General features: G+C 64.3%; 24 protein-coding genes and 1 other RNA gene. 16 read left to right on the top strand and 9 right to left on the bottom strand.

Annotation, left to right across the window (positions count from 1 at the left end; translation table 11 throughout):
* Positions 1 to 48 precede the first annotated feature (48 nt).
* Positions 49 to 948, bottom strand: coding sequence for an acetylglutamate kinase (argB, locus tag CCK88_RS11060; protein WP_086470478.1), 900 nt, complete (start codon positions 946 to 948; stop codon positions 49 to 51).
* 176 nt (positions 949 to 1,124) lie between these two features.
* Between argB and CCK88_RS11055 the strand changes: the two genes are divergently transcribed.
* The gene (locus CCK88_RS11055; RefSeq protein WP_086470477.1) at positions 1,125 to 1,676 is read left to right on the top strand and encodes a sigma-70 family RNA polymerase sigma factor; all 552 of its coding nucleotides are present in this window, start codon (positions 1,125 to 1,127) and stop codon (positions 1,674 to 1,676) included.
* Positions 1,673 to 2,377: an anti-sigma factor gene (locus CCK88_RS11050; RefSeq protein ID WP_086470476.1), complete on the top strand. Its 705-nt coding sequence runs from the start codon at positions 1,673 to 1,675 to the stop codon at positions 2,375 to 2,377. The genes CCK88_RS11055 and CCK88_RS11050 overlap by 4 nt, the downstream gene beginning before the upstream one ends.
* Here the strand turns inward: CCK88_RS11050 and tilS are convergent.
* The 3 genes from tilS to pal all read right to left on the bottom strand — a co-directional run bounded on the left by tilS (position 2,374) and on the right by pal (position 5,282).
* On the bottom strand, positions 2,374 to 3,648 hold the full coding sequence (gene tilS / locus CCK88_RS11045) for a tRNA lysidine(34) synthetase TilS (RefSeq protein WP_086470475.1): 1,275 nt from the start codon (positions 3,646 to 3,648) through the stop codon (positions 2,374 to 2,376). The genes CCK88_RS11050 and tilS overlap by 4 nt on opposite strands.
* On the bottom strand, positions 3,633 to 4,649 hold the full coding sequence (gene ybgF, locus CCK88_RS11040) for a tol-pal system protein YbgF (protein ID WP_140048964.1): 1,017 nt from the start codon (positions 4,647 to 4,649) through the stop codon (positions 3,633 to 3,635). Before ybgF ends, tilS begins: the two co-directional genes overlap by 16 nt.
* 168 nt (positions 4,650 to 4,817) lie before the next feature.
* Positions 4,818 to 5,282: a peptidoglycan-associated lipoprotein Pal gene (pal, locus tag CCK88_RS11035; RefSeq protein WP_086470920.1), complete on the bottom strand. Its 465-nt coding sequence runs from the start codon at positions 5,280 to 5,282 to the stop codon at positions 4,818 to 4,820.
* Positions 5,283 to 5,612: 330 nt separating this feature from the next.
* On the opposite strand from pal, the gene CCK88_RS11030 reads away from it, so the two are divergent.
* The 7 genes from CCK88_RS11030 (at position 5,613) to CCK88_RS11000 (ending at position 12,966) form a co-directional block, all read left to right on the top strand.
* On the top strand, positions 5,613 to 6,815 hold the full coding sequence (locus tag CCK88_RS11030) for a phosphoglycerate kinase (RefSeq protein WP_086470473.1): 1,203 nt from the start codon (positions 5,613 to 5,615) through the stop codon (positions 6,813 to 6,815).
* 181 nt (positions 6,816 to 6,996) lie between these two features.
* The gene (locus tag CCK88_RS11025) at positions 6,997 to 8,025 is read left to right on the top strand and encodes a class I fructose-bisphosphate aldolase (RefSeq protein WP_086470472.1); all 1,029 of its coding nucleotides are present in this window, start codon (positions 6,997 to 6,999) and stop codon (positions 8,023 to 8,025) included.
* Positions 8,026 to 8,202: 177 nt separating this feature from the next.
* A complete protein-coding gene (locus CCK88_RS11020) occupies positions 8,203 to 8,808 on the top strand; it encodes a thiamine phosphate synthase (protein ID WP_086470471.1) in 606 nt (201 codons plus the stop codon).
* The gene (locus CCK88_RS11015; protein ID WP_170926434.1) at positions 8,805 to 9,917 is read left to right on the top strand and encodes a tetratricopeptide repeat protein; all 1,113 of its coding nucleotides are present in this window, start codon (positions 8,805 to 8,807) and stop codon (positions 9,915 to 9,917) included. The genes CCK88_RS11020 and CCK88_RS11015 overlap by 4 nt, the downstream gene beginning before the upstream one ends.
* A 117-nt stretch (positions 9,918 to 10,034) precedes the next feature.
* The gene (locus CCK88_RS11010; RefSeq protein WP_086470469.1) at positions 10,035 to 10,829 is read left to right on the top strand and encodes an inositol monophosphatase family protein; all 795 of its coding nucleotides are present in this window, start codon (positions 10,035 to 10,037) and stop codon (positions 10,827 to 10,829) included.
* Positions 10,830 to 10,950: 121 nt separating this feature from the next.
* Entirely contained in the window at positions 10,951 to 11,937 is a 987-nt protein-coding gene (locus CCK88_RS11005) for a flagellar motor protein MotA (protein ID WP_086470468.1), read from the top strand.
* 3 nt (positions 11,938 to 11,940) lie between these two features.
* Positions 11,941 to 12,966, top strand: coding sequence for a peptidoglycan -binding protein (locus CCK88_RS11000; protein WP_086470467.1), 1,026 nt, complete (start codon positions 11,941 to 11,943; stop codon positions 12,964 to 12,966).
* A 184-nt stretch (positions 12,967 to 13,150) separates the two neighbouring features.
* Here the strand turns inward: CCK88_RS11000 and CCK88_RS10995 are convergent, their stop codons facing one another.
* From CCK88_RS10995 to tkt, 3 genes are all read right to left on the bottom strand, one after another.
* Complete coding sequence (locus CCK88_RS10995; protein ID WP_086470466.1) at positions 13,151 to 13,681, bottom strand: putative glycolipid-binding domain-containing protein; 531 nt, start codon at positions 13,679 to 13,681, stop codon at positions 13,151 to 13,153.
* A 189-nt stretch (positions 13,682 to 13,870) separates the two neighbouring features.
* The gene (gene gap / locus CCK88_RS10990; RefSeq protein ID WP_086470465.1) at positions 13,871 to 14,878 is read right to left on the bottom strand and encodes a type I glyceraldehyde-3-phosphate dehydrogenase; all 1,008 of its coding nucleotides are present in this window, start codon (positions 14,876 to 14,878) and stop codon (positions 13,871 to 13,873) included.
* A gap of 48 nt (positions 14,879 to 14,926) precedes the next feature.
* On the bottom strand, positions 14,927 to 16,903 hold the full coding sequence (gene tkt, locus CCK88_RS10985) for a transketolase (RefSeq protein ID WP_086470464.1): 1,977 nt from the start codon (positions 16,901 to 16,903) through the stop codon (positions 14,927 to 14,929).
* Between the two features lie 245 nt (positions 16,904 to 17,148).
* Between tkt and CCK88_RS10980 the strand changes: the two genes are divergently transcribed.
* Positions 17,149 to 17,436, top strand: a complete 288-nt coding sequence (locus tag CCK88_RS10980; RefSeq protein ID WP_086470463.1) for a DUF4164 family protein — start codon at positions 17,149 to 17,151, stop codon at positions 17,434 to 17,436.
* A gap of 4 nt (positions 17,437 to 17,440) precedes the next feature.
* Positions 17,441 to 17,812, top strand: coding sequence for a cell division protein ZapA (locus tag CCK88_RS10975; RefSeq protein WP_086470462.1), 372 nt, complete (start codon positions 17,441 to 17,443; stop codon positions 17,810 to 17,812).
* A gap of 6 nt (positions 17,813 to 17,818) precedes the next feature.
* Here the strand turns inward: CCK88_RS10975 and CCK88_RS10970 are convergent, their stop codons facing one another.
* Entirely contained in the window at positions 17,819 to 19,432 is a 1,614-nt protein-coding gene (locus CCK88_RS10970; RefSeq protein WP_086470461.1) for a cation:proton antiporter, read from the bottom strand.
* A gap of 105 nt (positions 19,433 to 19,537) precedes the next feature.
* Here CCK88_RS10970 and ssrS point away from each other — a divergent pair.
* The 5 genes from ssrS to CCK88_RS10945 all read left to right on the top strand — a co-directional run bounded on the left by ssrS (position 19,538) and on the right by CCK88_RS10945 (position 22,339).
* A non-coding RNA gene (ssrS, locus tag CCK88_RS10965) (6S RNA) lies at positions 19,538 to 19,695 on the top strand.
* Positions 19,696 to 19,715: 20 nt separating this feature from the next.
* Positions 19,716 to 20,303 carry a 5-formyltetrahydrofolate cyclo-ligase gene (locus tag CCK88_RS10960; RefSeq protein ID WP_086470460.1) on the top strand — a complete coding sequence of 196 codons (588 nt, stop codon included), beginning with the start codon at positions 19,716 to 19,718 and terminating at the stop codon, positions 20,301 to 20,303.
* Complete coding sequence (locus CCK88_RS10955; protein WP_086470459.1) at positions 20,300 to 21,118, top strand: TIGR00282 family metallophosphoesterase; 819 nt, start codon at positions 20,300 to 20,302, stop codon at positions 21,116 to 21,118. Before CCK88_RS10960 ends, CCK88_RS10955 begins: the two co-directional genes overlap by 4 nt.
* An 8-nt stretch (positions 21,119 to 21,126) precedes the next feature.
* Entirely contained in the window at positions 21,127 to 21,507 is a 381-nt protein-coding gene (locus tag CCK88_RS10950) for a SecDF P1 head subdomain-containing protein (RefSeq protein ID WP_140048963.1), read from the top strand.
* An 85-nt stretch (positions 21,508 to 21,592) separates the two neighbouring features.
* Positions 21,593 to 22,339 (top strand): YebC/PmpR family DNA-binding transcriptional regulator, encoded by a 747-nt coding sequence (locus CCK88_RS10945; protein ID WP_086470457.1) that lies wholly within the window; start codon positions 21,593 to 21,595, stop codon positions 22,337 to 22,339.
* 195 nt (positions 22,340 to 22,534) lie between these two features.
* Here CCK88_RS10945 and CCK88_RS10940 read toward each other — a convergent pair whose 3' ends face one another.
* Complete coding sequence (locus tag CCK88_RS10940) at positions 22,535 to 23,314, bottom strand: GGDEF domain-containing protein (protein ID WP_086470456.1); 780 nt, start codon at positions 23,312 to 23,314, stop codon at positions 22,535 to 22,537.
* Positions 23,315 to 23,570 lie beyond the last annotated feature (256 nt).

The following is a 23,570-nucleotide window of genomic DNA, read 5'->3' as shown; positions in this document are numbered from 1 at the left end:
AGAAAGGCCGCCCTGGAGGCGGCCTTTTCATGTCGTGGCGGGCTCTACTTAGCGCACGATCAGCGTACCGGCACCGAATTCGGTGAACAGCTCGACCAGCACCACGTGCGGCTGCTTGCCGTTGAGGATGACGACGCCTTCCACGCCATTGTCGAGTGCTTCGAGGCAGGTCTCGACCTTGGGGATCATGCCGCCCGAGATGGTGCCATCGGCGATCAGCGCCTTGGCGTCGCGCACGGTCAGCTCCGGGATCAGCTTGCCGTCCTTGTCGAGCACGCCCGGCACGTCGGTCAGGAACAGCAGGCGCTTGGCGCCCAGCGATCCGGCGATGGCGCCGGCAAAGGTGTCGGCGTTGATGTTGTAGGTATTGCCGTCGCGCCCGGGGGCGACGGGAGCGATGACGGGGATCATCTCGGAGCGGGCCAGCAAGTCGAGCAGGGTGCGGTCGACTTCCACGGGTTCGCCGACGAAGCCGAGATCGAGCACGCGCTCAATGTGGGAATTGGGGTCGATGACCTTCTTTTCCGCCTTGCGGGCGAAGACCATGTTGCCGTCCTTGCCACAGAGGCCGATGGCCCATTCGCCTTCGGCATTGATCAGCGCCACGATCTCCTTGTTGATCGATCCGGCCAGGACCATTTCCACCACTTCCATGGTGCGCTGGTCCGTGACGCGCAGGCCGCCTTCGAACTTGGATTCGATGCCGAGGTTCTTGAGCATCGAGGCGATCTGCGGCCCGCCGCCGTGCACGACGATGGGATTGACCTTGGACTGCTTGAGAAGCGCGATGTCGCGGGCGAAAGCCTGTCCCAACTTCAGGTCGCCCATGGCATGCCCGCCGTATTTCACCACGACGGTCTTGCCCTCGTAGCGCTGCATGTAGGGCAGGGCCTGCGCGAGGATGCCTGCATCGTGGCTGAACCGGTCGGTCTCGGCTTGATCGGTCATGGTGGTAAGCGGCTCCCTGGCAAGGCCTGTCGTTCGGGGAAAAGGGTCTAGTCGATTTCCGGTTGCGATGAAACGGCATTGGGCAGGTTTTTTGAAGGCCATTGATCCGATTGTCCCAATCGGGCGTTATGTGCCAAAACAGAAAAACGACTATTGGACGGGAGGGACGCCAGTCCATGGCCAGGCAGAACGATACGGCTGAAATCGCCGACATGATCTCGCGCTGCGCGCTCGCAGATCGCGCGGCATTCCGGACCCTTTACCAGCGGACCAGCGCGAAACTCTTCGGAGTAGTGCTGCGTATCTTGAGAAACAGGGCCGAGGCCGAAGAGGCCATCCAGGAGGTCTATATCAAGATCTGGCAGCGTGCCGATCGTTATGTGCCGGGGCAGTATTCCCCCATCAGCTGGCTTGTGGCCATTGCTCGAAACCATGCTCTCGACATGGTTCGGGCGCGGCGTCCTGCTGGCGACGATCTGGACGCTGCCATGGAAATACCCGATGCCGCGCCGGATCCGGAGCGGATGACCGAATCGAGCGAGGATGGCGCCAGGATCGAAGCGTGCCTCGGGCAACTCGAGGCCGACAGGGCCGACGCCGTGCGCGGCGCCTACCTTGATGGCTACAGTTATGAAGAATTGGCGGAGCGCTTCGCTGTGCCGATCAATACGATGAGAACCTGGCTGCGACGCAGCCTGATACGATTGAGAGAGTGTCTGACGGCATGAGTGACGAACGGGGCAGCATCGAGGGGGATCGGCGTGGAGCGCTGGTGGCCGAGTATGTTCTGGGCCTGCTCAGCGCCCCCGAGCAGGTGCGCGTCGGCCGTCTGATCGAGGCCGATCCGGCGCTGCAGAAGGAGCGCGACTTCTGGATGGCGCGCTTTGCAGCGCTCGATGGCGAATTTGCCGAAACCCCGGCACCCGCTCATGCCTTGCAGAAGATTGAAAGGCGCCTGTTCGGCATCGATGCCCCGACGGGCTTCTGGAGCAGCCTTGCGCTCTGGCGCGGCATCGCCGCGGGCGCCGTGGCCGTTGCTGTTGCGGCAGTCGGTTTCAACCTCCTGCAACCTGCGCCAAGCGTCACCGCTCTCACCACGCAACTGGTGGCGGCGCTCGAGGCCGAAGGCAGCGATGTGCGCTTCCTTGCCCTTTACGACGGCGCGGGCGCGGTGCGGTTGACGGCACTTTCGGGCGACGTGAGCGACCAGCAGGATCTCGAGCTCTGGGCCATCCAGGGCGGCGCCGATCCGATTTCCATGGGCGTCATCCCGGTCAACCAGCGTTCCGTGGTCGAGCTTTCCGACCAGGTTCGCGCCGGGTGGGGCGAAGGGTCCGTGCTGGCTTTGACGGTCGAACCCAAGGGCGGGGCGCCGGAAGGCAAGCCGACCGGCCCGGTGGTTGCCGCCGGCGAAGTGCACGAGATCTAGTCGATCAAAAGCTCGACCTTCACCCGCTCGTCGAACGACCAGCCGCCGAGCGCCAGCACGTCCCCGGCAGCGTCGCGCACCAGCGGCGCCGTCCTTATTGCTTCGGCCGGCGTGGTCACCTTGAAGCCGAGGAAATCCTCGAGCCGGTGGCGCGGCATGAAGTCCGTTGCGCCGGCGACCAGGCTGCCATCCTCGGACACATTCGTGATCAGGAAGCGCTGGTCCCACACGAGGCCTTGCCTGGGCAGGATGACGATGTCCTGGGGCAGGGCGCGGCCGGGTTCGCGCGACACGGTGAGCGTGTCGCTCCTCAGCCGCGCGACGGCGCCGAGCAGTGTCGCCGCCCGCGGCAGCGCACCCTCGATGATCTGGTCGTAGAGCCGCTCCACCTGACCCAGCGCGCGGGGTTTCTGCCGTCCGCCGACGATGTTGAGCACACGGCCCAGGAGGCGCCGGCCGATGGCCGGGCTCAGCGCGTCGAGGGCAGCCCGGGGCACGCTTGCCGCGCCGAAGCCGTCGAGCACGACGAGTTCGGCGAAGGCCGCTTCGGCCATCTGGGCCAGGGCCGCGTCGGCCTCGGCCATGCGCGCCGCCAGGCGTGTAAGGGTCGCGCTGTCGAGGCCTTCTTCCGCCAGGGCCGGCAGGAGCTTGCGCCAGCGGACACGTTCGTAAGCCAAATCATGGTTGGATGGATCGCGTGCCGGGCTCAGTCCTGCATCCTGCACCAGCACGGCAAGGCTGGCCGGGTCGACATCGAGCAGCGGCCGGAACACCGCCACCCCTTCGACGTCGCTCACCGGTGTCATCGCCTTGAGCCCCTCGATGCCGCTGCCATGCGCGAGCCGCATCAGCACGGTTTCGGCCTGATCGCTGCGGTGGTGGCCGGTGAGGAGCAAGGTTGCGCCATCGGTCTTCATGGCCTCGCCGATGAGACGATACCGCGCCTGTCGCGCTGCCTCCTGCAGACCGGTTTCCGGTTTCTCGCCGGTCCAGCAGAGACCACGCGCGGCAAGGCCTAGGCTGGCGGCGGTGTCCAGCACCATTGCCACTTCCTCGTGGGCTTCGGCGCGGAGTTCATGATCGAGGCTGTAGACGAAGAGCTTTGGAGGCGCGGGGAGCGATGCGGCCCAACGGTGGGCCAGCAGCATCAATGCCAGACTGTCGGGTCCGCCGGAAACGGCGAGGCCGATTGCCCTGTGCCTGCCGGCTGGCGCGAACATCCGCGCCAGCACATCGGGGTCACCCAGGTCGGGTGTCAGGCCGGCGGACATTCGGCCTTGGCCTTTTCCTCGGCGAGGCGGGTCTGGAAGGCCGGGATGGTGTCGGGATAGCGGGTCGATACTTCCGAGAAGGTGCGGCAGGCGGTTTCCCTTTCACCCACGCCGGCCAGCGAGACGCCGAGCTTGAGCAGCAGGTCTGGCGCGCGCGCATGGTTGGGATCCTTCTGATAGGCATCCACCAGGACGTCAGCCGCCTCGGCATAGCCGCCCCGCGCGATCATGGCTTCGCCCAGCCAGTTGCTGGCATCCATGATCTGCGGATTGTCCGGATACAGTTCGAGGAACTGGGCGAACTGCTCCTCGGCGAAGGTGTAGTCGCCCGCGACCAGCGCTTCGTAGCCGGCGCGATATTGTGCGTCGGCATCCGGATCACCCGAGCTCGCGCCCGGATTGTAGCTGAGGTCGAGCGGCTGGCCGGTGATAAGGTCGACGCCACCGGACTGGCCCGTGCCCACGAGGGGATCGCCGGATTGGCCCAGCTCGTCAGTTGCTGCTGCGCCGTCGGTGAAGGTGGGGTCGAATTCGACCTCGCCGGGCAGCGGTTGCACACCTTGCTCGGGAATGTCTGTCAGCGGAACGTCAGCTTCGGTGGTGGCCGGGTCCTGCGGCAACGCCTCGGGCTGCGTCACGCCGCCCGGTTGGGTTGCCGCCTCAGTTTTTCCCCCAGCACCGCCTTCCAGCTGCTGGAAGCGGAATTCGGCATCTTCCTGGAAGCGGTTGAGAATTTCCTGGAGCTGGGTGAGCTGGAAGGTCAGCCCCTCGATCTGGCCGTTGAGCAGGCGGTTCTGCTCTTCGAGCTGCTGAATGCGCACCATCAGCTGCGCACTGTCGGCCTGGGCGACGAGAATTCGCCCGCCATCGTTGTTGTAGGTCAGGCCGCTCAATTCGCCCGGCGGAAACACGCTCTGTGCCTGGACAGCCGGCGCCGTAAGGCCCACTCCCAGCGCACAGAGCGCGGCGCGCCCCAGCTTTCCAATTCTTGATAGCGTCAAAGCTGCCTCCAGTATGAGCGGTGTTCCCGCCGAGATGGGTATTCTGCCCTCGCGGATAAAGAGCAATTTTGGTGAAAAGAAAGCGCCCGGGCCATTTTGTGGCTCCGGGCGCTCTTGCCTCCAGTTTTCACCGGATGGGCTCGGCCCGCCGCGTGGCGGGCCAGTCGATTACTGCACGACCGTGACCGCGCGGCGGTTCTGGCTCCAGCAGGAGATGTCGTTACAGATAGCCACAGGGCGTTCCTTGCCGAAGGACTGGGTGGTGATGCGCTGGGCGTTGACGCCGCGCGACACGAGATAGTTGACCACCACCGAACCGCGGCGGGCGCCCAGGGCGATGTTGTATTCGCGGGTTCCGCGTTCGTCGGCATGGCCTTCGATCATGATGCGGTAGTTCTGGTACTGGTTGAGCCACTGGGCCTGCTTGTCGAGGGTGGCCATGGCTTCCGACGTCAGCGAGCTGGAGTCGGTCTCGAAGAAGACGCGGTCGCCGACGGTGACGATGAATTCCTGCTGGCTGCCCGGGGCGCCGGCGCCGGTATTGCCGACCCCTGTCAGGCCGACATTGTCGGTGGAGGAACGGGAACAGGCGGCAATCACGACGACGAAAAGCATCATCGCGGCAGCGCGCATAACGGTATTGATGGGTGCGGGGATGACCACGTGAGGCTCCTGAAGACTACAATCTTAAGCGCAGCATTTACCGCGCTTAATCTTAAAAGCCGGTTTGCGGGCATGGTTAATCATTGCCTATTGGGGCGTCGGTGTGGCGGGAATCCTGGCTTTTCTGTGGCGTTGCCATGAAGCAACAGCGGCGGGCGCTCCGCTGTTAAGGTTAAGCCCGTCGTGGCTGAGCTGCGCTGCCACGGTCGTTCCGCCGCTTTTTTGCTGTGCCAGCTTCCGCCAAACGTGCCACTCTGCTAACGCACGGCGCAACACCAATCCGACCCCGGAGGCAGCACCATGGGCAATGGTTTCAAGACGCTCGACGAACTCGATCTGACGGGCAAGCGCGTGCTGCTGCGGGCCGACCTCAACGTTCCGGTTGCCGATGGCAAGGTCACCGACGCGACCCGCATCGAGCGTCTGGTTCCCACCATCCGCGAGATCGTCAAGAAGGATGGCAAGGCCATTCTTCTCAGTCATTTCGGCCGTCCCAAGGGGAAGGTCGATCCGGAATTCTCGCTCGAGCAGGTCTGCGAGGCAGTCGCCAATGAGACCGGCCATCCGGTCGGCTTCGTCGCGACCGACTGGGTCGACGTGAGCGCCGCCAAGAAAGCCATCGATGAGGCTCCGGCCGGTGCGGTGCTGGTGCTCGAAAACACCCGTTTCCATCCGGGCGAGGAGGAGAACGATCCGGAACTGGCCAAGCGCATGGCCAGTCTCGGTGACGTTTATGTCAACGATGCCTTCTCCGCCGCGCACCGCGCCCATGCCTCCACCGAAGCGCTGGCGCGGCTGCTGCCTGCCGCTGCAGGTCTGGCTATGGAAGCGGAGCTCAAGGCGCTGGAATCAGGTCTCGGCAAGCCGAAGAAGCCGGTGGTGGCCATCGTTGGCGGCGCCAAGGTTTCCTCCAAGATCGATCTGCTCGAGAACCTCGTGACCAAGGTCGATGGTCTGGTCATCGGCGGCGGCATGGCCAACACATTCCTGTTCGCGCAGGGTCATGGCGTGGGCAAGTCGCTCTGCGAGAAGGATCTCGCCGATACGGCCCGCCGGATCATGGACAAGGCGGACAAGGCCAACTGCGCCATCATCCTGCCCATCGATGCCGTGGTGTCGTGGCATTTCAAGGCCAATTCGCCGACCCGTCTCTATGGCGTCGACGCCATCGACCCCGATGGCATGATCCTGGATATCGGGCCGTCCTCGATCGAGCGCATCAACGGCGCCATCGACGATGCGCATACGGTGGTCTGGAACGGTCCGGTCGGCGCTTTCGAAATGGAGCCGTTCGACGCGGGCACCGTGGCTATCGCCAAGCATGTCGCCAAGCGCACCCATGACGACCTCCTCGTTTCCGTGGCCGGTGGTGGCGACACGGTGAGCGCACTGGCCCACGCCGGGGTCAAGGACAAGCTCACCTATGTCTCGACGGCCGGCGGTGCGTTCCTTGAATGGATGGAAGGCAAGCCGCTTCCGGGCGTCGAAGCGCTGAAGAAATAGCAGGGCTGGAACCCAAACACTTCAGGCAGGGGCGCCTCCGGTGCTCCTTCGACCTGTTTTAGGTTCCAGTAAAATCTACCATACAAGATCATCCTTTCGTCTTATAACCGGACGTCTAATCGAAAGCGGCGTGACGAAAGTCTAATCTCTGGATCAACGAAGATCCGAGGTTCACACCGCCATGACCAAGTCGCTCAATGCGATCGCCCAGAAGCTCATGACACCAGGCATGGGCATTCTTGCCGCCGATGAATCGGAGGGCACGATCGGCAAGCGCTTTTCCAAGATCAACCTGCCCAACACGCTCGAATTGCGCCGCGATTATCGCGAGATGCTGTTCGGCGCGTCCGACGCCATGCGCAAATACATCTCCGGCGTCATCCTCACCGAGGAGACGCTGAAGCAGGAAGCCGCCGACGGCACACCGTTCCGCGCCATCCTCGCCGATGCCGATGTCATTCCCGGAATCAAGGTCGATCGCGGCGCTTTCCCGATGCCGGGCGAGAGCGGCGAGAAGATCACCGAGGGTCTTGATGGGCTGCGTCAGCGCCTGGAGCAATATGCCCAGCTGGGCGCAGGATTTGCCAAGTGGCGTGCGGTCATCACCATCAACGACATCGCCCCGACCCGCAACAATATCCGCGCCAATGCCCATGCTCTGGCCCGCTATGCCATGCTGTGCCAGGAAGCCGGCATCGTTCCGATCGTCGAGCCCGAAGTGGTCGGTGATGGCGAGCCCGGCAATCATTCGATGGAACGTTGCGCCCAGGTGACCGGCGACGTGCTGGAAAATGTGTTCAAGGAACTGCGCCTGGCCGGTGTCGATCTGGCCGGCATGCTGCTCAAGCCCAACATGATCCTGCCCGGCATCAACTCGCGTGAGCGTCCAAGCATCGACGAGGTGGCCCGCCGAACCGTCGACGTGCTGAAGGAGCATGTGCCGGCTGCTGTTCCGGGGATTGCCTTCCTTTCCGGCGGGCAGACCGACGAAGAAGCGACCGGTCACCTGTCATCGATGAACCGCATTGCGGGCAAGCCCTGGCCAATGACCTTCTCCTACGGTCGCGCCCTCCAGAACGTGGCCCTGCGCACCTGGGCGGGTCGTCGCGAAAACTTCACCGCCGCCCGCGAGGCTTTTGCCCACAGGGCCCACATGAATTCGCTGGCGGCGCTGGGCGAGTGGTCGAACGATCTCGACCGGGCTGCCTGAGCGAGGTTCCAGGCCGCGAACCCAACGTCGCGGTCGCGCGCGTTCCCTGCCCCGGGGACGCGCGCTTTTCATTTGCGGCGCCAGCCATTGCCTATATCTGGTCCAGCCCCTATTGAGGCGTGTCCCTTTCTTGCCAAAATGGCGTCCTAGGGAGCGTCGTCCTTACCCGGGAACACCATGGCTCCGCAGCTCTATCTCATCACTCCAGAGGCTCCCAATCCCGAGCAGTTTCCGCGCCAGCTGATGGGCGTGCTGTCCGGCCCTGAGGTCGCGGCACTGCTGATCCGCCGTGGTGCGCTTGATGATGCCGGCTACGCGGCAATGGCCGAACGGATCGTGCAGATCGGACAGGCCGCCGGTGCGGCTGTGCTCATCGAGGATGATGTCGAAATGGCACGAACACTCGGTGCGGATGGCGTCCATGTGACCTCGGGTGGCGTAAAGGCCATTCGTGCCGCCGTCGCCGCACTCAAGCCCGACGGGATCGTCGGCGCCGGCAATGTCCGCACGCGCCACGATGCCATGAGCTTTGGCGAACTGGATGTGGACTATCTGATGTTCGGCCCCTTGGGCGGCGCCACCGATCCGCAGGCAGCCGAACTCGCGCAATGGTGGGCCGAGACCTTCGAGGTTCCTGCCATCTATTCCGATCCGGCCGCCGACCAGGCGCTGGTCACATCGACGCCCGCCGAGTTCCTGGCGTTGTCCGACTGCGTCTGGGCGGCCCCGGATGCGGGCGCCGCGCTGTCGGGCTTCGACAAGGCGGTCAAGGCCTCCGCATGAAGCTGATCCGTCCCCTGGCGCTCCTGCTCCTTTGTGGCCTCGCCACCCCGGCCTGGGCGCAGAACAATGCGGCCGACGCCATCAGCAATGATGTGTTCGGTCCGCGCGTCCCAACAGATTATGCCTTCGGTGCCTTTCAGCGCGGCTATTACCTGACGGCGCTCGAACTGGCCTTGCCCCGCGCCGAGCAGGGCGATGCGGCTGCGCAGACGCTGATTGCGGAGATTTATGCGCGCGGTCTGGGCGTGGCGCAGAATGACGAACGCGCTGCCGGCTGGTACCAGCTGGCGTCGCGCAATGGCGACCGGCTCGCGACGTTCGAACTCGGCATGCTCTATCAGGCGGGCACAGGCGTGCCGCGCAATCGCGAGCGGGCCGCCGAGCTGTTCGAGGCTTCGGCGGAAGCCGGATACGTGCCGGCAAAGTACAATCTGGCGCTGCTCCATGTCGAAGGCGTGTATGCCGAGCCCAGCCTTACGGTCGCCGCAAGCCTCATGAAAGAGGCTGCGGACGCCGAATTGCCCGAAGCGCTCTACGACTATGGCGCCATGCTGCTCGAAGGCGCGGGCGTCGCTCCCGACCTCGCAGAGGGGGCGCGATACATGGGTCTGGCGGCCGAAAAGGGGCTGGTCGATGCGCAGGTCGACTTTGCCACGCTGCTCTATCTTGGCCAGGGTGTAGACCGTGACATCGCCGAAGCGGCGCGCTGGTATGGCATTGCCGCAGAGGCGGGCAGTGTGGTCGCGCAGAATCGCTACGCCAAGCTTCTCGCGGTTGGCGAGGGCGTGCCGGTCGATCTCGAGGAAGCGGCCATGTGGCGCGCACTGGCCCGGCGCCAGGGCCTCAACGATCCTGATCTTGATCGCATGCTGGTGTCTCTGACCTCGGATGGGTTGGCGCGGGCCGAGGAAAGGGCACGGTTCTGGCCTTCGACGCCGCCGGGCGCCCAGGCCGAAGTGGCGCCTGCCGCGGTCCAGGGCCCGGTCCTGCCGGCGCCGACCGATGCTGGAAACGCACCAAGCCAGGTCGTCGACCCCAATCCGGCCGAGAGCGGTGCGGCGACATCCGAAGAAACCCCGGCCGAGCCCGATCCGGCGCAAGACCCTTGAACCTCAAGCTGTTCTGGGGCAATAAGCCCGCCACACTTCAATCCGCGGCGTCCCGTGCCGGCAGGCAGTCCCTCTGCCCGCCCCGTCCGACCCGCTTGAGCTAGCGAGCAATTTGCAATGGCGCGTTCCGCCCTTCTCAACGTCATGGTCAGCGCTGCCATCAAGGCCGGCAAGTCCCTGGGCCGCGACTTCAACGAGGTCGAGAACCTGCAGGTATCGCGCAAGGGCCCTGCCGATTTCGTGTCCAAGGCCGATCTGCGGGCCGAACAGATCGTCTATGACGAGCTGCGCAAGGCCCGTCCGACCTATGCCTTTCTGATGGAAGAGGGTGGGGAAGTCGCCGGCACCGATGGCCAGCACACCTGGATCATCGATCCGCTCGACGGAACCACCAATTTCCTCCATTCCATCCCGCTCTTTGCCGTGGCCATCGCGCTGCAGCGCGGCGACGAAATCGTGGCCTCGGTGATCTACAATCCGGTCATGGACGAACTCTACACCGCCGAAAAGGGCGGCGGCGCCTGGCTGGCCGATACCAAGCGCCTGCGCGTCGCCGGCCGCCGCCACCTGTCCGATGCCGTGGTGTCCACCGGCATCAAGACCCAGGGTACCTCCAACGACACGCTGCAGCTGCGCCAGCTCGGTTCGGTCAATCCGGCGGTCGCCGGCATCCGCCGTTCCGGCTCCATCGCGGTGGACATGGCCTGGCTTGCCGCTGGCCGTTTCGATGCGCTGTGGGAAGCAGGGCTCAAGCCCTGGGACGTGGCGCCCGGCCTGCTGATGGTCAAGGAGGCCGGCGGCCTCGTGTCGGATTTTGCCGGTACCACCGGCTCGGTCTGGAATGGCCAGATCGTTGCGGGCAACGAGACACTGCACGGTCAGTTGCTCAAGACACTGCGCACGATCCAGTAGGGAAGGCGTGCCCGCCCTTCACGTCTGGGCGCGTCGTTAACCTTTTCCATTGTCACGCCTTTCGCCCGCCTCTAGTCTCGGCGACGGATGATTTGCGCGTGAGGGGCAAGGTTCGGCAAAGATGACGCAGACTTACGATCCCTACCATCTCGCCAGCCCGACGGTTTACCTCGTCAAGATCATCATCTTCCTCGTGCTGGTAGGCCTCGTCGCCGCCATACTGTTTACCAACATCGTCACCTTCTTCTGGGCGAACCCTTTCATCAATTCGATGATCTTCTTTGCCCTGTTCATCGGCATCTTTCTCAGCTTTCGTCAGATTTTCCGGCTCTTTCCGGAAGTGAAGTGGGTCAATTCCCTGCAGGACGGCTCGGTGTCTTCGACGCGTCCGCCGGTGCTGCTGGCCCCTGTCGCCGGGCTCCTGCGCGAGCGGATCGGCGAGGCGGTGATCACCCCGTCCTCGATGCGCTCCATTCTCGACAGCGTGGGCAATCGCCTCGATGAAGCCAAGGATACCTCGCGCTACCTCACGGGCCTGCTGGTATTCCTCGGGCTCATGGGCACGTTCTACGGCCTGCTCGAAACCGTGGGCTCGGTGGCGGGCGTGATCAATGCGCTCGACGTCACCTCGGCCGACAGTGCCGCGCTGTTTTCCAACCTCAAGGAAGGCCTCGCCGCACCGCTGGGCGGCATGGGCACGGCGTTCTCGTCCTCGCTGTTCGGCCTTGCCGGCTCGCTGGTGCTGGGGTTCCTCGACCTGCAGACGAGCCAGGCGCAGAACGCCTTCTATACCGATCTCGAGGACTGGATGACCTCCATGACCGAGCTCGATCATCCGGTCAGCGCCATGCAGGCCAATGCCGGCGGCCCCGACATGACGGCGGCCATCGAGCGGCTGGGCGCCAACATGCAAAACCAGAATTCATCGCAGAATGCCATCCGCGCCATGGCCGAGCTGGCGCGCGGCATCGATGGTCTGGTCAAGCACATCCGCACCGAGCAGGACGACCTGCGCAAGTACATCACCGAGCAGGGCGAGACCAACAAGAAGCTGCGCGACCTGATCGAGGCGATGCTGAACGAAGCCGACAACGAGCGCCGGAACTGATCCATGCCTGGAGCGCGCGCCCGTCGCAGACAGGAAGCCAATTACTGGCCAGGCTTTGTCGATGCGCTGTCGAGCCTTTTGCTCGTCATCATCTTCATGCTCAGCCTGTTCATGCTGACGCAGTTCTTCCTGGGGCAGGAAATCCAGGGCCGCGACACGGCGTTGGCGCGGCTCAACAGCCAGATCGCCGAGCTTACCGACCTGCTGCAGCTCGAGCGTGCCAATTCCGATGATCTGACCTCACAACTGGCGACGCTGACGGCGACGCTGGCCGGCGCCCAGTCCGAGAACCAGTCCCTCACCGACCAGCTGGCCGGCATTGGCGCCGGCCTCGGCGACCGCGACGCGAGCATCGCCGGCCTCGAGTCGGACCTCCTTGAAGCGCAGCAGCTCTCCGATGAAGCCAATGCGCAGGTGGCCCTGCTCAACCAGCAGCTTGCCGCGCTGCGCACGCAGATCGGCGCGCTGGAGGCGGCGCTTGAAGCCTCCGAAGACCGCGATGCGGAATCGCGGACGCAGATCGCCGATCTCGGCCGCCGCCTCAATGTGGCGCTGGCGCAGCGCGTTCAGGATCTCAGCCGCTATCGATCCGACTTTTTCGGCCGTCTGCGCCAGATCCTGGAAACACGCGCAGATGTGCGGGTCGTGGGCGACCGCTTCGTGTTCCAGTCCGAAGTGCTGTTCGATCCCGGCCAGGCCGATATCGATCCGGCTGGCACGCCCGAGCTCGACGCCTTGGCCGATGCCATCCTGCAGCTCGAGACCGAAATTCCGCCCGATATCAATTGGGTGCTGCGCATCGATGGCCATACCGACAGCCGCCCGATTTCCAATGCGCGTTTCCCGTCCAACTGGGAACTTTCGGCGGCGCGCGCCATCTCGGTGGCCCAGTATCTGGTGTCGCGCGGCGTCTCGCCCAATCGGCTGGTTGCGGCCGGCTTCGGCGAGTTCACGCCGCTCGACCCCGGAACGAGCGAAGAAGCCTATCGCCGCAACCGTCGCATCGAATTCAAACTGACGGAGGGGTAATCGGCGACGGCGCGCAGTGCCGCCAGAATGCTCCGGCGGAGCATTGTGAGCCGATCACGGGTTGAGCTACGCGAAACCCCGGGGCCCTTCTACTCCCACACAACGTTCAGCACTCCGGTCAGGCCCGAGCGAATTCCCGTGGTCTGGAGGGGTTCCTGCCCACCATCACCCGAGCCTTCCAGCGTCACTCCATGCGCTCGAACAGCTGTGAATAATTCACGACCAGTCCGTCTGCGTCCACTTCCAGCACCGCTTCGAAATCGGCTGATTGAAAGCGGAAATGCGTATCATCGAGCTTGGTCAAGATCTGCTCGGACCGCTTGAAACTGAAATCGGTGGCGTCGATCCAGGCCATGGCGAAACGAACGGGTTGGTCGCTCCAGGCGGTGCGCCAGATGGGCAGGGCGTTGGTCATCGGGGTGGGCCAGATGTCCACGTCGAGGCATCCGCGCAGGGCGGGTATGGGTTCGGCCCGATCGTCCGACCAGCCGCCGGCGCCGTCCGCAAAGAGTTCCAGCACCTTGCCGTCGGTGCGCTCGATCTTGACGGTGCGCGTGTGGCCGTTTTCATCGAGCTTGAGGCGGTAGAAAAGTCCGAAATCAGGCCCGATGATGGCGCCGCGGATCCTGACGTCGCGTCCATTGGCGGTGACGTGGGCGTGCTCGAGCGTGGCAAGATCAAGCCCGCGCCAGCGGATGGATCGATTGAGCGGCATTCTTTTCCCAAACTCCGTGCCGTCCTCGGGCTCGACCCGAGGACCACTCGCCGGTGACGCATCTGCCTCAGTGAGCGCTGGTGCTGGCCCCCGGGTCAAGCCCGCGGGCGGCCCGGCGTATGGGCAGGCTATCAAAAAAAGGGCGCCCCGGAGGACGCCCTTTACCGTTCAATGCCTCAACCCGCTCGCTTAGAGCGTCTTGGCCAGCGCGACGGCGGTGTCGCCCATGCGGTTCGAGAAGCCCCACTCATTGTCGTACCAGCTCAGCACCGACACGAAGTTGCCGTCCATGACCTTGGTCTGGTCCAGCGCCATGGTCGAGGAATGCGGATCGTGGTTGAAGTCGATGGAAACGTTGGGCTGGTCGGTGTAGCCGAGCACGCCCTTGAGTTCGCCATCGGCATACTTCTTGACCGCAGCGTTGATTTCCTCGGCCGTGACATTGCGCTTGGCAATGAACTTGAAGTCGACGCAGGAGACGTTCGGGGTCGGCACGCGGATCGAGACGCCGTCGAGCTTGCCCTTGAGTTCGGGCAGCACGAGGCCGATGGCCTTGGCGGCGCCGGTCGAGGTCGGGATCTGCGAGAGTGCAGCGGCGCGGCCGCGATAGAGATCCTTGTGCATGGTGTCGAGCGTCGGCTGGTCACCGGTATACGAATGGATCGTGGTCATCATGCCCTTTTCGATGCCGAATTCCTTGTGCAGGACATAGGCAAGCGGAGCGAGGCAGTTGGTGGTGCACGAGGCGTTCGAGATCACCACGTCGTCCTTGGTCAGGCTCGTGTGGTTGATGCCGTAGACGATGGTCTTGTCAGCGCCGTCGCCGGGGGCCGAAATGATCACCTTCTTGGCGCCGGCCTTCAGATGAGCCGAGGCCTTTTCCTTGGAGGTGAAGATGCCGGTGCATTCGAGCGCGATATCGACGCCCATTGCGGCATGCGGCAGGTTGGCGGGATCGCGTTCCGCGGTCACCTTGATCGGGCCACGACCAACGTCGATGGTGTCGCCGGCAACGGTTACGGTGTGGGGGAAACGGCCATGCACGCTGTCGAAGCGCAGCAGGTGGGCATTGGTTTCCACGGGGCCCAGGTCATTGATGGCCACGACTTCGATATCGGTGCGGCCGCTCTCGATGATGGCGCGGAGAACATTGCGGCCGATACGGCCAAAACCATTGATGGCGACGCGAACTGCCATGGGAGACGCTCCTAACGGGGAGGGAAGAGAAAGGGAGGCGAGGCTCTCTTACAACTGTGCGGTGACGGCTTCAACAACGGCCTTCGACGTAATGCCAAAGTGGGCATAGAGCGCGTCGATCGGGCCGGATGCGCCGAACGAATGCATGCCGACGAAGCGACCCTTGTCGCCCAGCAGCTTGCTCCAGCTCATTTCGATGCCGGCTTCGACGGCAACGCGCGCCTTGGCCTTGCCCAGCACCTCGGCCTTGTAGGCGTCGGACTGCTTGGCAAAGAGCTCCATGGACGGCACGGAGACGACGCGGGCGGAAATGCCCTTCTCGGTCAGCTCCTTCTGTGCCTCGACGGCGATGGCGACTTCCGAACCGGTGGCAAAGATCACTGCGTCGGCATCGGCAGGGCCGACCAGGGTATAGGCGCCCTTGGCCGACTTGTTCTCGGCCGAGTATTCGGTGCGGACGGCCGGCAGGTTCTGACGGCTCAGCGCCAGGATCGAGGGGCGGTCGGCCGTTTCCATCGCCAGTTCCCAGCACTCGGCCGTTTCCATGGCGTCGGCCGGACGGAACACGAGCAGCTGCGGAATGGCGCGCAGCGCCGTCAGGTGCTCGACAGGCTGGTGGGTCGGGCCGTCTTCACCGAGGCCAATGCTGTCATGGGTCATCACATAGATGACGCGCTGTTCCATGAGGGCCGAAAGGCGGATCGCCGGGCGCGCGTAGTCGGTGAACACCATGAAGGTGCCGCCATAGGGGATGAGACCGCCATGCAGTGCCACGCCATTCATGGCCGCGCCCATCTCGTGTTCGCGGATGCCGTACATCATGTAGCGGCCAAGACGGTTGTCTGCCTGGAAGGGCAGGGTCTCGGGCGTGTTGGTCAGGTTCGAATGGGTCAGGTCGGCAGAGCCGGCCAGGGTTTCGGGCACGGCCCTGTTGATGACTTCCAGAGCCATCTGCGACGCCTTGCGGCTGGCAACCTTGGGCTTGTCGGCGGCAAGCTTCTGCTTGTAGTCGGCCATTGCCTTGGCGAAATCGGCAGGCAGCTTGCCCGACATGCGGCGGGTGAACTCGTCCTTCTTGTCCGATTTGGCAAGACGGGCTTCCCACTCACCGCGCACGTTCTGCGAGCGGGTGCCGGCAGCGCGCCAGGCGTCGAGAATGGTCGCCGGGATTTCGAAGGCGGGGTAGGTGATGCCGAGCGCGGCCTTGGCGCCTGCGAGCTCCTCGGCGCCGAGCGGAGCGCCATGAACCTTTTCCGTGCCGGCCTTCTTGGGCGCGCCAAAGCCGATCGTGGTCTTGGCGGCGATCAGGGTCGGCTTGTCGCTCGAGGCCTTGGCGTCGTTGAGCGCCTTTTCGATGGCATCCTGGTCGTGGCCGTCGATTTCGATCGTGTTCCAGCCCACGGCCTTGAAGCGGGCGATCTGGTCGGTCGAGTCCGCGTTCGAGACCTTGCCGTCAATGGTGATGTTGTTGTTGTCCCAGATCACGATCAGCTTGTTGAGCTTGAGATGACCGGCCAACGAGATGGCTTCCTGCGAGATGCCTTCCATGAGGCACCCGTCACCGGCCAGGACAAAGGTATGGTGATCGACGACGTCAGAGCCGAATTCGGCTGCGAGCTTGGCTTCGGCGACGGCGAAACCGACCGAATTGGCCAGCCCCTGGCCGAGCGGGCCGGTCGTGGTCTCGATGCCGGTGGCATGGCCGAATTCGGGGTGGCCGGCGGTCTTGGAGCCGATCTGGCGGAAGTTCTTGACCTGGTCGATGGTCATGTCTTCGTAGCCGAGCAGGTAGAGCGAAGAATAGAGCAGCATCGAGCCGTGGCCGGCCGACAGGATGAAGCGGTCGCGATCGGCCCAATGGGGGTTCGCGGGGTCGAACTTCATGACCTTGGTGAAGAGCACGGTGGCGATGTCGGCGCAGCCCATGGGCAGGCCAGGGTGACCGGAATTGGCTTTTTCGACGGCATCCATGGAAAGGGACCGGATCGCATTGGCCAAGTCGTTCTGCTGGGCTGTGTTCGTCATGGGAGGACCGCTCGCTTGCTCAAAAGTCTGGGATTTCTCGGGAGCGGCAGCCGGGCAGCCTCCTCCCAAAGGCGGGTTCGAGGCATAACAGGTTCGGCTTGCCTGTCAATGTCACCAACGGTCTTTGCCGTTCGCCTGTTTGCCGGATTTCCGGGGAGTTGGGACGGATAGCCAGTTGCAATGCCACAATCGGTGGGGCAGGCTGGCGGGGTTGGAATCGTCGCGTCTTGAGGGCAGTAGCGGCCATGAGTGAGACGGAACTTGAAGAGGGCCTGACCTCCGCCGCCGCCCGGTTCGACCGGGCCCTGGCGCGGCTGGGTACGAGCGTCCGCGATCTCAATGCCAGGGTGCAGCGCCAGCAGCGCATGGAAGTGGACACCCAGCGGCTGATCCACGAGCGGGCGCGCCTTGCCACCGAGCTCGACAAGACGGCAGCGCGGGCCAAGCGGCTCGACGACAGCGCCCACGAAGTGTCGCGACGCCTCGTCGTTGCCATGGAGACGGTGCGCTCGGTGCTGGAAAAGTCGGAGTAGCCGCGTGCCCGAAGTCAATGTCGAGATCAATGGACGCAAATACCGTATGGCCTGCGAGGATGGCCAGCAGGGCCACCTGATCGGCCTTGCCGAGCGGTTCAATACGCAGGTCGAGGGCCTCAAGGGGGCTGTTGGCGAAATCGGCGACAACCGGCTGACCGTCATGGCCGGCATCGCCGTGCTCGACGAACTGTCCGAGGCCGAGCGCCGCATCCAGGCGCTTGAAACCCAGGTGCTCGAACTCACCCGCGCGGGGCAGGAGATCGCCGTCGAGCTCGAGAATACCGAGGCCCGCTTCGCGCTCAAGCTTGCGGATGCCGCCAAGGTGCTCGAAGGCGTGGCCGATACGCTGGATCAATCCGCGATCCTGCCCTGATCGCCTTTAGCCCTCTGCGACACTGTCCATGAAGGCCTGTTCGAGGTCGAGTTTTTCGAGCATGTCGCGCACGATGGTGTCGTCGAGCTCCAGCTGGTCGCGGGCGGCGACGAGACGGCTGCGGCGTGCTTCGAGCAGCAGCTTTCCGAGGACGAGCGCTTCGTCGGTGTCGATACCGCGCGGCTTTTCCGCCTTTTGATCATGCAGGATGCGCTGGCGCATCATGGTGACGAGGCGCTCCGAGCGTGGGCCCGAGTGATCCCTGGCATAGGCGTCGAGGGCCTCGTGGGACGCGGCCTCAATGAGTTGCTCAGCGCGGGCGCGTTGCGTCGCAACAAAGCGGTCGTGGTTGGGGTCGTCGAGCTCCAGCCGGCCGATCAGCCAGGGCAGCGTCAGGCCCTGGATCAGGAGGCTGGCAATGGTCACGAGGAAGGCCAGCGAGACGATGGCCTCGCGCCCCGGAAACGGATCGCCGGTCGCTGTCAGCAGCGGCGTACCGGCCGCAGCGGCGAGGGTGACGACACCTCGCATGCCGGTCCAGGCGAGCACGGTGTTCTCCTTGGAAGTCAGCGGTGCGGGCGGCGCCGGACGCTGCCGCCGCCCGGCCCTGAGGGGGCGCTCTCGCCGGCGGATGACCCGGCGCCGGCCCACCCAGGCCGAGGCAAAGACCCAGATCGCGCGGATCGCCACCAGGGTCACGAAAATGGTGAGCGTCGTTACGGTGAGTTCTGTGGCATCGAGGCCGGCCTCGTTGGCATCGGTGATGACGAAGCGCAGCTGCAGCCCGATATAGGCGAAGACGAAGGTTTCGAGCAGCGTATCGATCGTGCGCCAGAAGGCGCTTTCCTGCATGCGTTCCTCGTATCCGGCCTGTACCGCGTGGTGGCCGATGGAAAATCCGGCTGCCACCACGGCCAGCACGCCCGAGGCATGCAGTTCTTCGGCCGTCAGGTACGCCGCGAAAGGGACGATCACCGAAAAGGCGGTGGCCAGTGACGGGCTGGCGATGCGCGAGCGCACCCAGTGGGCCAGATTGCCCACGAGCAGGCCCACGGCGATGCCGACGGCCGAAGCGTAGAGGAAATAGAGCGGCACATTGTCGATGAAGGCATGGGTGCCGGTGGCCACCGCGACCAGCACCGAAAACATGGTCAGCGCGGCCGCATCGTTGATCAGGCTTTCGCCCTTGAGCACGGTCATCAGGCCCACCGGCAGGCCGGCGCGGCGACCGATGGCGATGGCGGCCACGGCGTCGGGCGGCGCGACGACGACGCCCAGGATCAGCACGGTGATCGGCAACAGCTCGGGCAGGGCGCCGATACTGGCCGCTCCGACGCCCACGGCCGTCGCGAACACCAGGAAGACCCCGAGATTGACGATCGAGCCCATGCGGCGGAGGAATTCGGCGAAGGAGAAATCGCGTGCCGCCGAGAACAGCATGGGTGGCAGCACGATGGTCAGGATGACCTGCGGATCGATTTCGAGCTGGGGAATGCCGGGGATGTAGGAGGCGGCGAGGCCTACCATAACCACGAGCAGGGCCGGCTGGAAATTGCGGCGCTCGGCCAGGGCGCTGACGGCAATGGCGACGGTGACGACGATGAGAACATAGGCCAGCATGAAAGTGCTCCGCTTGCACCGGCTTATGCCGGCTCACAGAACTGTGCAATCCCGATCAAACCGCCATCGCCCCCTTTGCAGGATGGGCGACGCGGCCTATATCTTGGTTCGCTGCCCGGCGCGTGAGGACACACATATCCCCGGGGCCTTAATCGATCCTAAGGGAGCTGTCCCTGACCGGGCCCGTGGGCTCGGACATACGGCGCCCACCTACGTATGTAGGTTCCCGGGATCGCTCGTCCCACGGCCAGGGTGGCACTGAATTCTTTAGTGACGAGGGCGCATGGCGGACCAGGCAATCGAAGAAGCAAAGGCCGCCCTGCGCAAGGATGCACATGCGGCGCGCGCGGCGCTGTCAGGCGAAGAGCGGGCCGATGCCGCCAAGGCCGTTGCAGCGCATTTCTTCGAGCAGGTCGCCTACGCGCCCGAGGATGTCATCGCCGGCTATTGGCGCATCCGCGACGAACTCGACTGCCAGCCCATTCTCGTGCGCCTCATGGATAGCGGGCAGAAGGTAGTCCTCCCGGTGGTTCAGGGCGACGACGCGCCGCTCGATCTGCGCGTCTGGGAGGCCGATGCGCCGCTCTATGAGGCCGGCTTCGGCACGCTCGCGCCGTCCGATCTGGCGCCGCGGGCCTATCCCGATATCGTGCTGATGCCGCTCCTCGGGTTCGATAATGCGGGCACGCGCCTCGGGTACGGCGGCGGCTACTACGACCGGACGCTCGCCGGCCTGCGCAAGAGGCCGATGCTGATCGGTCTGGCCTTCGCGGCACAGGAACTGGGCCATATCCCGCGCGAGGCGCATGACGTGCCGCTCGATGCCGTCATCACCGAGAGTGGCGTCCGTTTCTTTGGGACCTCCGCATGAGACTGCTTTTCCTGGGCGACGTGATGGGCCGCTCCGGCCGCGATGGAGTGGCTGAACGGCTGCCGGGGCTGATCGCGCGCCACAAGTTCGATTTTGTGGTCGTCAACGGCGAGAATGCCAGTCATGGCAAGGGGTTGATCGAGAGCCACTTCCAGGGATTGCGCGACGCGGGCGCCGATATCGTCACGCTGGGCGACCATGCCTTCGACCAGCGCGAGGCGCTGACCTATATCGAACGCGAACCGACGCTGATCCGTCCCATCAATTATCCGCCGGGCACGCCGGGCCGCGGCGCCATGTTGGTCGAAGGGCGCAACGGCCATCGCGTGCTGGTAGTCAATGCGCTCGGCCGCGTGTTCATGCCGCCCATCGACGACCCGTTCCGCGCCGTCGATGCCGCCATTGCCGAGGCGCCGCTGGGCGATGTCGCCGATGCCGTCATCGTCGATTTTCATACCGAGGCGACGTCCGAGATCCAGGCCATGGGCCACTATCTCGATGGCCGGGCGACGCTGGTCGTCGGCACCCATACCCATATTCCCACTGCCGATCATCGTGTGCTCAGGGGCGGCACCGCCCTGATGGCCGATGCCGGTATGTGCGGCGATTTCGACAGCATCATCGGCACCGATACCGACGAGCCGCTCAACCGCTTCATCACCGGTATTCCCAACGGCCGTTTCACGCCCGCCGAGGGTGAGGCAACCCTTTGCGGTGTTGCGGTGGAAACCGATCCGCGCACCGGGCTTGCGAAGAAAGTCATGCCGCTGCGCATCGGGGGTGTGTTGGCGCAGGCCGAGCCGGTCTTCGATTGATCTGGACCGTGAAGTCGATCCTTGCCGCCGTCGCCCTGCTGGCCTTGGCCGCTCCAGCCGTGGCGCAATCCAACACCGTGCTCGAGGTCATGTCCGCCAGCGTCGGCCGGGACGACCAGACCGGCCAGCCTGCCCTCAAGATCAGCCTGACGGGCGATGGCCGTGCCGGACTGGCCGAGTTTACCGCCCGGCATGTGAACCGGGTGGTCGACGTGCTTGTCGAAGGCGCCGTCGTGACGTCCCCCTGGATCGGTTCGCCGCTCGATAGCGACTGGATCATCGTCACCGGGCCGTTTTCCGGCAGCGAGCTCGACGCCATGGCCGAGCAGATCAACCGGGGCAGTGGCGAAGTGGTGCTGCGCGCCCGCAAGGACAAGTCGCGCCAGTAGCGCCGTTCCGGGCGCTTCACAAAAACCCGGCGCTTGCCTATAAGGCGCCACCAACAGCAAATTCTCTCAGAAGCGGAGTGCGCGAATGGCCGGCCATTCACACGCCAAGAACATTATGCACCGCAAGGGCAAGTCGGACGCGATCCGTTCGAAGATCTTCTCCAAGCTGGCGCGCGAAATCACCGTGGCCGCCAAGATGGGCCAGCCCGACCCGGCGTTCAATCCGCGCCTGCGCCTCGCCATCACCAATGCCCGCGCCCAGTCCATGCCCAAGGACAATATCGAGCGTGCGGTGAAGAAGGCTTCCGGTGGCGATGCCGAGAACTACGATGAAATCCGCTATGAAGGCTACGGCCCGGGTGGCGTTGCCGTCATCGTCGAGGCACTGACCGACAATCGCAACCGCACTGCCTCGAACGTGCGCTCCTACTTCTCCAAGAACGGTGGCGCCCTGGGCGAAACCGGTTCGGTCGGCTTCATGTTCGATCGGGTCGGTGAAATCACCTATCCGGCAACCGCGGGATCCGAGGACAAGGTCATGGAAGCGGCCATCGAGGCCGGGGCCGACGACGTCGAGAGCGACGAAGAAGGCCACTACATCTACACCTCGTTCGAAGGCATGGCGGAAGTGGCCGCAGCCCTCGAAAAGGTTCTGGGCGAAGCTGAGTCCGTCAAGGCGATCTGGAAGCCCCAGAACGTCACGCCGATCGACGCCGAAAAGGGCGCGACGCTGATGAAGCTGATCAACACGCTCGAAGAAGATGACGACGTGCAGAACGTCTATTCCAACTTCGACATGAGCGACGAAGACGCCGCCAAGCTCGACGCCTAGTCCCCGGACGAAACCTCACACGAGCGTTCAGGCTCACTCGGTTTCAACTGGTGCAGCAACGTTTCAGTTCATCGTCATTGCCGGGCTTGTCCCGGCAATCCATTCCGCTGCGACATGGACCCACCGGACAAGCCGGGTGGTGACGACCGTCGCGCATGCGGCCTCGATGGCCCCGGAAAGCTTTTCAGTTCAGCCCTAGGCGCTGCGTCTGAGGTTGATGGTCGGATGGTCCTCGACCTGCACCACCGTGGCCCGGTTGCGGCCGGCGTGCTTGGCGCCGTAGAGGCGCTGGTCGGCAATGCGAAACAGCCGGGTAAAGCTCGTGTCTTCGACGAAAGCGGCGCCGCCGATGCTGACCGACAGGGACCGCTGCTGACCATCGGGCACAAAGCTGGCGCTGTTGACCGCTGCGCGGATCCGCTCGGCCACCAATTGCGCCTGATGCTGGCTGACGCCGGGCAGGAAGACGCCGAATTCTTCGCCCCCCATGCGGCCCACGATGTCGCCATTGCGCAGGATGGAGCGGATGGAACGGGCGATGATTGTCAGCGCTTCGTCGCCGACGTCATGGCCGTAGACATCATTGATGGCCTTGAAGTGGTCCGCGTCGATCATCAGCAATGCACCGGACCGGGCGGTAGTGGGGTCGCGCAGCCAGCTGTCGATGCGGCTGGTAAAGGCGCCCCGGTTGAGGCAGGCGGTCAGGCTGTCCGTGCGGGCCACGCGTCCCAGCCTGGCATTGGCCATGGTCAGGCCGCGCAGCTTCAGGCTGAACAGGAAGAACAGTGGAGCCCCGATAATGATGGGCAGCGCTGTCGCGCTGACCAGAACGCGCTGGCCCAGTTCGCCGTCAATGTCGCCGAATGCGAGCATGGTGAAGCTGATGGAGGCCGCCACGCAGGCGAGGGTGCCGAAAAGCGTCCACCGGCCGACGCTCGACCAGGCCATTGGTGAAAGATTCTTAAGAAGCATCATTGGACTGAAATCGGACCCGCATTACTGGCAACACACAAGGCTAAAGTCTTGCTGGCCTGCAATTGTTCCGCCCGGTCAATGACTTGGCGAAACCTCGGTTCGGCGCGATCGAAAAGGTATAAAACCACCCCAGTCATAAGCGCCCCACTCGTCTGCATTCCCGGCCCGATTGGTAGCCGCCGGTTCCTCAACATCATCTTGTACCAACGCATACAAATTGAACGATGGTCTTCCTGTCGACAGCTTGTTGCTCATT

The sequence above is a fragment of the Devosia lucknowensis genome, assembly GCF_900177655.1.
Lineage (GTDB): Bacteria > Pseudomonadota > Alphaproteobacteria > Rhizobiales > Devosiaceae > Devosia > Devosia lucknowensis.
Note: the sequence above shows the minus strand (reverse complement) of the source record. Positions and strands in the feature narration are given on the sequence as shown.